The sequence below is a fragment of the Variovorax sp. 22077 genome, from assembly GCF_052044195.1.
Lineage (GTDB): Bacteria > Pseudomonadota > Gammaproteobacteria > Burkholderiales > Burkholderiaceae_C > Variovorax > Variovorax atrisoli.
In genome coordinates this window covers 1-8051 of sequence record NZ_JBQEQC010000050.1, presented here as the reverse complement: position 1 = coordinate 8051, position 8051 = coordinate 1, and the positions used below count along the sequence as shown (strand labels likewise).

General features: G+C 64.2%; 5 protein-coding genes. All 5 read left to right on the top strand.

What is annotated here, in order from left to right; all coding sequences use genetic code 11:
• Positions 1-391 (top strand): ATP-binding cassette domain-containing protein (locus tag ACTJLF_RS34235; RefSeq protein ID WP_440884850.1); only part of this gene is annotated, 391 nt, incomplete at its 5' end.
• Between the two features lie 28 nt (positions 392-419).
• The gene (locus ACTJLF_RS34230; protein ID WP_440884849.1) at positions 420-1190 is read left to right on the top strand and encodes an SDR family oxidoreductase; all 771 of its coding nucleotides are present in this window, start codon (positions 420-422) and stop codon (positions 1188-1190) included.
• 749 nt (positions 1191-1939) lie between these two features.
• Positions 1940-2155 carry an MbtH family protein gene (locus tag ACTJLF_RS34225; protein WP_440884848.1) on the top strand — a complete coding sequence of 72 codons (216 nt, stop codon included), beginning with the start codon at positions 1940-1942 and terminating at the stop codon, positions 2153-2155.
• 127 nt (positions 2156-2282) lie between these two features.
• Positions 2283-6575 (top strand): MupA/Atu3671 family FMN-dependent luciferase-like monooxygenase, encoded by a 4293-nt coding sequence (locus ACTJLF_RS34220; RefSeq protein ID WP_440884847.1) that lies wholly within the window; start codon positions 2283-2285, stop codon positions 6573-6575.
• A 146-nt stretch (positions 6576-6721) separates the two neighbouring features.
• Positions 6722-8051: condensation domain-containing protein (locus tag ACTJLF_RS34215; RefSeq protein WP_440884846.1), on the top strand; the 1330-nt coding region annotated here is incomplete at its 3' end.

Sequence of the window (8051 nt, the reverse complement as noted above, 5' to 3'; positions counted from 1 at the left end):
CGGCCTGAAGCTCTCGGGCGGCGAGAAGCAGCGCGTGGCCATCGCGCGCACGCTGCTGAAGAACCCGCCGATCGTGATCTTCGACGAGGCCACCTCGGCGCTCGATTCGGCCAACGAGCGTGCCATCCAGTCGGAGCTCAAGAGCGCCGCGCAGGACAAGACCACGCTGGTCATCGCGCACCGGCTGTCGACGGTGGTCGATGCGCACGAGATCCTGGTGCTCGAAAGCGGAGTGATCGTCGAGCGCGGCACGCATGCCGAACTGCTCGCGAAGCAGGGCCGCTACGCCCAAATGTGGAATCTGCAGAAGATCGAAGGGTACGAGCAAACAACAAGTGCGCCTTCCTCTCCTCCCTCTGCAGAGTCAAGTCACGCACAAGACTGTCATTGAATCCTTACCTACCTGGAATCGCACACCCATGGACCTGACAAAGTTGTTCTCGCTCAAGGGCCGCACGGCGCTCATCACGGGAGGATCGCGCGGCATCGGCCGGATCATCGCGCAGGCCTATCTGATACAGGGCGCCCGGGTCTACATTTCGGCGCGCGGTGCCGAAGACTGCGACCGCACTGCGACGGAGCTTTCGGAGTATGGAGAGGTTTTCTCATTGCCCGCCGATGTCTCCACGCTGGACGGCGCGCGAGAACTCTCGAATACCTACGCGAAACGCGAAGACGCACTGGACATCCTTGTCAACAATGCGGGAACGGCCTGGGGGGCGCCCTTTGACGAGTTTCCCGAGTCAGGATGGGACAAGGTGGTGGACTTGAACCTCAAGACACCCTTCTTTCTGACCCAGTGCCTGGCGCCCTTGCTGCGCAAGACTGCGACGCAGAACCTACCGAAAGTGATCAACATTGCTTCGGTTGATGGCATCTCGGTGGGGCCCCGGGAGACCTATTCGTATGCCGCCAGCAAGGCGGGGTTGATTCAGTTGACGCGATTGATGGCGCTGAGGCTCGCGCCCGAACGCATTGTCGTGAGCGCCATCGCCCCTGGTGCATTCGCCACCGACCTCAACAAGAGCGCGCGAGACCATGGCGACGACGTCGCGGCCTACATTCCCCTGGGTCGCATTGGCACACCCGAAGACATCGCAGGTGCCGCTGTGTACCTCGCGTCGCGCGCTGGCGACTATGTCGTCGGCTCGACATTGATTGTCGACGGCGGAGCCACGCACGCGAGGTGAGCCATCGGACCGATCCGCTTTCTTTGGAGCGACTCGAAGCGCAGATTGCAGGCTGTAGCCGAATGACTGTTGGTTGCTGAGACGACTCCGGACACCGGACGCGGTGACTGACTTGCAACGACGCGTCCACCCGTTTCCATCGTTTCAGCGAGGCGCAGGTCCGTGACTTCTTGCTTCGGATGAATGCGCCGAGCAGAAAGCAGTCGCACCGGTGGCCGTTGGCGCAGAGTGACTCACGCCATGCCGCAGCAAGGCCGCGGCCGTTCAGTGCACGAAAGAAATCGCCAAAAGATCACCGGTCGGCGCGTCCCCGGATTTGGTCCGGCATCGCCGACCCGCGAATGCGCGTGACACCAGGACTCAGCAAGTCCGCTTACACCACGCACTAACGGTTGTCGAGCCCGCGCGTCCCACCAGCACCGGTTCCGCGCAAGCGGCGCCACACAAAGAGTCCATGTAATGAATTTGACCAACAACAAATTCAATTAAGCGCCCACGTCCGGGCCCAACTTCGCAATCCAGCTTGAACAAACGTCGAAGTAATTTTAATTTCTTATTTTCCAGAAACTAGTTCTTTTTGCTCCCTATTGAGATTGGAAATTCGCTTTTCGAATTAGTAGAAACGTACACATTGCACCTCCATTCGCATTGTGCTGGAATGTCACATCTAATTGCAGTTATCCCAATTTCCTCCCAGATTTGGTGGCGGGCACTGGAATCTGGCAGTCGTATTTCTTGAAAAGACCCCCATGACCAATCCTTTCGATAACAGTGACGCTTCATTTGTGGTTCTGACCAACGACGAAAACCAGCATTCCATCTGGCCCGAATTCATCGAGATCCCCAAGGGTTGGAAAAAGGTCCACGGCCCTTCTGCCAAGGGTGACTGCCTGGAGTTCGTCGAGAAGAACTGGACCGACATGCGTCCGAGAAGCCTGGCCCAGGCGATGGGCGCTCAGGGATAGGCAGCCGCTGCGCTGCATCCCCGGTTCTTCCCTTAAAAGCTGTGCGGCTCTCCGTCCGGCGCGCCCATGGTGCGCAGCCGGCCCGGATCGTTTGGCTTTCCCTAAACGTAAGTCAACAGGACCCGATATGGTGTCGACATCTGCAGATGGCTGGCCTCTGTCTTTCGCGCAGCTCGGACTCTGGTTTGAGCGACAGTTCTATCCAAGCCACCCCTCTCACAATGTCGGCGAATACATCGAGATCGCCGGTGCGCTGAATACGGAATTGTTCCTGCAGTGCCTGCGCACGGTCGCCAAGGAGGCCCAGGCGCTAGGCACCACGTTCATCGAGACCGACACGGCGCCGCGGCAGGTCCTCGGCGGAAAGCTCAGCGAGCAGTGCGTCAGCTTCGTCGATTTGAGCGGCGACGCGGATCCCCATCGATCGATGCTCGACGCGATCGGCCAGAAGATGGAGAACTCGCTTTCGCCAACCGATCCAGAGCTCTTTTCCTTCTGCCTGTTCAAGCTTTCCGCCGACCGGTTCGCGTGGCACCATCTCTACCACCACATCGTCATCGATGGCTTTGGTTACTCGCTTATCGCGCGCCGGGTCGCGGAGCTCTATACAGCAGCAATTGAGGCTTGCACCGCGCCACGCGCATGGTTCGAGCCGCTGGGCCGGCTCCTGGACATCGAGCAGGCCTACTTGTCCTCGGATGCGTTCGAGTCGGATCGCAATTTCTGGCATGGTTACCTTGAAGTGCTTCCTGCACCGACCCGCTTCGGGGATGGCACGCGCAGCTTCTCGCGCCTGCCGATCCGAAGCAGCCGCCGGATGGAAAAACCGGCGCTCGAGGGCATCGCGGAACTGGCACGCGCGTGCGAGACATCTCTCGCACGGACGCTGATCGCAGCAGTGGCCGCTTATTTGTTCCGCATCACCGGTGTTCGGGAACTGTCGATCGGCTTCCCAGTGTCGGGACGGTCCGCCGAGACACGGGCGATCCCGTGCATGATGTCGAACACCCTGCCGATGCACCTGTCGATTGCGCCGGAAATGACGATGCGGGACATCGTCGGGATCGTCGACAAGGAGATCCGCACGGTGCTCGCGCACCAACGGTATCCTGCTTCGCGCCTGTACCTGGACGCCAAGCGGATCAGAGGCTATGGCAGCGACTTCGGCCCCGTGATCAACGTCATGCCGTTCAAGGAAGGCATCTCCTTCGGAGGCCTGTCGTCCAAGTCGTTCAACACCTCCGCCCGCACGGCGGCCGACATCTCGTTTTCGTTCTTCATCGGCGAAGACAGCAGCGCCGACGTCTACTGCACGGCGAACGCGTCCGCCTACTCGCTGGCGGACGTGCAAGCGCACCAGGAACGGCTGCTGCGCTTCATCGATTCAAGCCTGGCCCAGCCGGCGATCCCCGTCGCGGCGCTGGACATCCTGAGCACCGAGGAACGCCAGCGCGTCCTGACGGACTGGAACGGCGCAGCCCCCGGCTCATTCCCCGACACACTGGCGGACCTGTTCGAGCGACAGGTCGCGGCAACCCCGCACGCACGCGCTATCTCATTCGAAGCAATCGACCTCTCGTACCAGGAACTGAATCAGCAGGCAAACCGGCTTGCCCGCTACCTAAGTACACGAGGCATCGGCCCGGACAGCATCGTGGCGCTGGCGCTGCCACGCTCGCCCGAACTGGTGGTCAGCCTCCTGGCCGTTCTGAAGGCAGGTGCGGCGTACCTCGCGCTCGACCTCGACTATCCCGTGGATCGCCTGCGGTTCATGCTCGATGACGCACGGCCCCGGTGCGTCATCTCGAAGTCCGACGTTACCCACCTCCTCGCGGACGCGGAGACACTCGGCGTGCGCCTGGACGACGCATCGCTTTGCGCCGAACTCTCGGCCCTGCCAGCGGCGGACTTGACCGACGCGCAGCGCACGCGCACGCCCAGCCCGCTCGACCTTGCGTACGTGCTGTACACCTCGGGCTCCACGGGACGCCCCAAGGGCGTTGCCGGGACTGCAAGGACACTGCTCAACAGGCTGCGCTGGGACGTACAGCAGGCCGACGAAGCGACGGTGTATGCCCAGAGAACAACCCACAACTTCATCGACTTCGTCTGGGAGGTGCTGATGCCGCTCTTCGGCGGTCAGCGCCTGGTGGTCGTGCCTCCGCACCTCAGCAAGGACATCAACGGATTGATCGATCTGCTGGCCGCCCAGAAGGTGACCCGGATCGTTCTGGTTCCGTCGCTGCTTGACGCATTGCTCGACGACGAGTTCAAGGTGGGCACCCGGCTGCCGCACCTGCGGTACTGGTCCTGCGGCGGAGAAGCGTTGACGCCAGCCCTGGCCGAGCGTTTCAGGAAGGTGCTGCCGCAGGCCTTGCTGGTCAACCTGTACGGCACTTCCGAATTCTGGGACGCGGCGGGCTGGGTCAACCAGAGCTTCGATGGCCATGGACTGCCCAGCGTGCCGATCGGTACCCCCTTGCCGGGCGTGCAGGTCTATGTGCTGGATGCCCTGCTGCAACCGGTCCCGCCGGGCGCGGTCGGCGAACTGTTCGTTGCCGGCGCCGGGCTCGCGCGGGGCTACCTCGGTCGCCCCGCGTTGACTGCCGAACGCTTCGTGGCGAATCCCTTCGGGGCGCCCGGGGAGCGGATGTACCGCACAGGCGACCTGGCACGCTGGAGTGAAGAGGGCGTGCTCGACTACCTGGGCCGGGTCGACCACCAGATCAAGCTGCGGGGTTTCCGGGTCGAGCCCGGCGAAGTCGAGGCGCAGTTGATCAAGCACCCGCTGATCAAGCAGGCCGCAGTGGTGGCGCGGGAAGACTCGACGGCCGGCAAGCGACTTGTCGCCTATCTCGTCGCAGACGAGGCGGCGTTGCCCCAGCGCTCGCGCTCCCCGGGGTTCGGCCTCTTCTACTTCGCCGATGCGAATCAGGGCCAGGAGGGTGAACAGCTCTACCGGCTGTATGTGGAGGGCGCGAAGTTCGCGGATCGCAACGGCTTCACTGCCATCTGGACACCCGAGCGGCACTTCACCAAGGTGGCGGCCGCGTTTCCCAATCCGTCCGTGCTGAGTTCGGCTCTGGCCATGGTCACGCAGAACGTGCAATTGCGTGCGGGCAGCGTCGTGCTGCCGCTGCACCATCCGTTGCGGGTTGCCGAGGAGTGGTCGGTGGTCGACCATCTCTCCGGCGGGCGCGTCGGCGTCGCGTTCGCCTCTGGGTGGGTGCCCGAGGACTTCGTACTGGCGCCGGACCATTTCGCCGACCGGTACCAGGTGATGCTCGACGGGGTCGCGCAGGTGCGCGAGCTCTGGCGCGGCGGCACGATGGCCGCACGCAACGGTGCGGGCCACACATCCCAGGTCCGCCTGCAACCGAAGCCCCTCCAGCCGGAGCTGCCGGTGTGGATCACCGCCACCCGAAGCCCCGCCACCTTCGAGGCGGCCGGTCGGATCGGCGCGAACGTGCTGACGGCGCTGCTGAGCCTCACCATCCCGGAGCTGACCGAGAACATCCGAATCTACCGCGACGCGCTGCGCGCCAATGGGCACGACCCGGACGCGCACAAGGTCACGCTGATGCTGCACACCTTCGTTGGCCCTGACGACGAGACGGCACGACAGGCGGCCCATGAGCCGATGGTCCAGTATTTCCGGGCGCATACGGAACTGCGCAAGAACGTGTTCAAGGACCTCGAGGGGAACATTCCGAACCAGGCTGTGGGCGAAGTCGAGGCGGAGCAACTCATCGCGCTCGGGGTGCGCCGCTACTTCGGGACCTCTTCGCTCATCGGCGGCCCCGAAAGCTGCCTGGCGCTGGTGCGCAAGCTGGAGAAGATCGGCGTCGACGAGTTCGCGTGCCTGATCGACTTCGGCGTGCCCACGGACGAGGTGCTCGAGAACCTGGAACACTTGGCCACGGTGATGAAGCGCTCGCGACTGGGCTCGCCGCCCGAGGCGGCACAGATGCCCACCGAGCTGGCCGCCACGCTGCCCGACCACATGGTGCCCGCGCACTACGTCTGGCTGGACGCGCTGCCTCTCACGCCCAACGGCAAGCTGGATCGCAAGGCCTTGCCGGCGCCCCATTTCGCAGCGAAGGAGGTCCGCGCGCCCGGTACACCTCAGGAAGAAACGTTGGCCGGGCTCTTCGCGGAGATCCTGGGCCTGCCGCAAGTAGGCATCGACGACAGCTTCTTCGACCTGGGCGGCCACTCGCTGCTGGCGACACGGCTGATCAACCGCATCCGTACAGCCATGGGTGTCGAGATCGGCATTCATACGCTGTTCGAAGCCTCGAGCGTGGCGCAGTTGGCCGGCAGGCTGGCCGCCGCGCCCAAGGCTCGCACGGCGTTGCGGCCGATCCGGCCGAGCAGCCAGGTGCCGCGACCCACGGTCCAGTACGACAACAGCCTCTGACGCACGAACAGATCGCGTGCTGACGGATTGCAACGGTTTTGCGCATCACCACGGCGCGCGAAGCGCACGCCCGAGCCCGATCCGTTCGCTGCCGTCCATGCCGATCGTCCGTCTGTTGAAACCCATCACCTAGTTCGGAACCTTCCATGATTCCCCTGTCTTTTGCGCAACGGCGGCTGTGGTTCCTCTACCAAATGGACGGGCCCACGCCCACCTACAACGTGCCAACGGTCGTGCGGCTCGAAGGGCAGATGAACGACGCGGCGCTGGAGATGGCGCTGGCCGACGTGGTGGCGCGCCACGAGAGCCTGCGCACCATCTTCTCGGACTCGGCGCAAGCGCCGGAACAGGTCATTCTTGCACCCGAGGCCGCGCGTCCCGTCCTGCGGGTGGAGGCGGCCAGCGAGGCCACGCTGGCCCAGCAGATCGCCGAGGCCTCCGCCTACGGATTCGAGCTGGACCGTGAAATCCCGTTTCGCGCCTGGCTCTATCACCTGGACGAGGGACACCACGCCCTCCTGCTGCTGTGCCACCACATCGCCTGTGACGGCTGGTCATGGGCGCCGTTGGCGCGCGACCTGTCCACCGCCTATGCCGCGCGCTGCCAGGACAAGCCGCCGGCATGGGAGCCTCTGCCAGTGCAGTACGCCGACTACACGGTCTGGCAGTACGAGTTGCTGGGCAGCGAAACCGATCCCGACAGCATCATCGCGACACAGCTGCGCTACTGGGAGCACACGCTCGCCGGCCTGCCCGAGCAGTTGGAGCTGCCCACCGACAGGCCGCGGCCGGCGATTTCGAGCTACCAAGGCCAGCACGTCCCGATCCGGCTTGATACCGAGCTGCACCGGGGACTGCTGGCTCTGGCGCGCGAAGGGCAGGCCAGCCTGTTCATGGTGCTGCAGGCCGCACTGGCCACGCTGTTCACCCGCATGGGCGCGGGCACCGACATCGCCCTGGGCAGTCCCATTGCCGGTCGCACCGACGAGGCCCTGGACGATCTGGTGGGCTTCTTCGTCAACACGCTCGTGCTGCGCACCGACACCTCGGGCAACCCCAGCTTCCGCGAGCTGCTCGCGCGCGTGCGCAACACCGACCTGGCCGCCTATGCGCACCAGGACCTGCCTTTCGGGCGCCTGGTAGAGGCACTCAATCCCACGCGTTCGATGGCGCGCCATCCGCTGTTCCAGGTGGCCCTGGTGCTGCAGAACAACGCCCGCGCCAGCTTCGAACTGCCGGGGCTCACGGCGACGAGCTCGCAGTCGATGGAGTCGATCGCCGCCACCTTCGATCTGTCGGTCGAATTGCGAGAGCAACGAGGCAAGGATGGTGCGCCACAAGGCATGACCGGGCGCCTCGGGTTCGCCACCGACCTGTTCGAGCTGGCCACCGTGGAGCAGCTCGTGGCCCGCCTGCAGCGCGTGCTCGAGGCGATCGCCGCCGACCCCGCGCAGCCCATCGGGCGCATCGAGATCC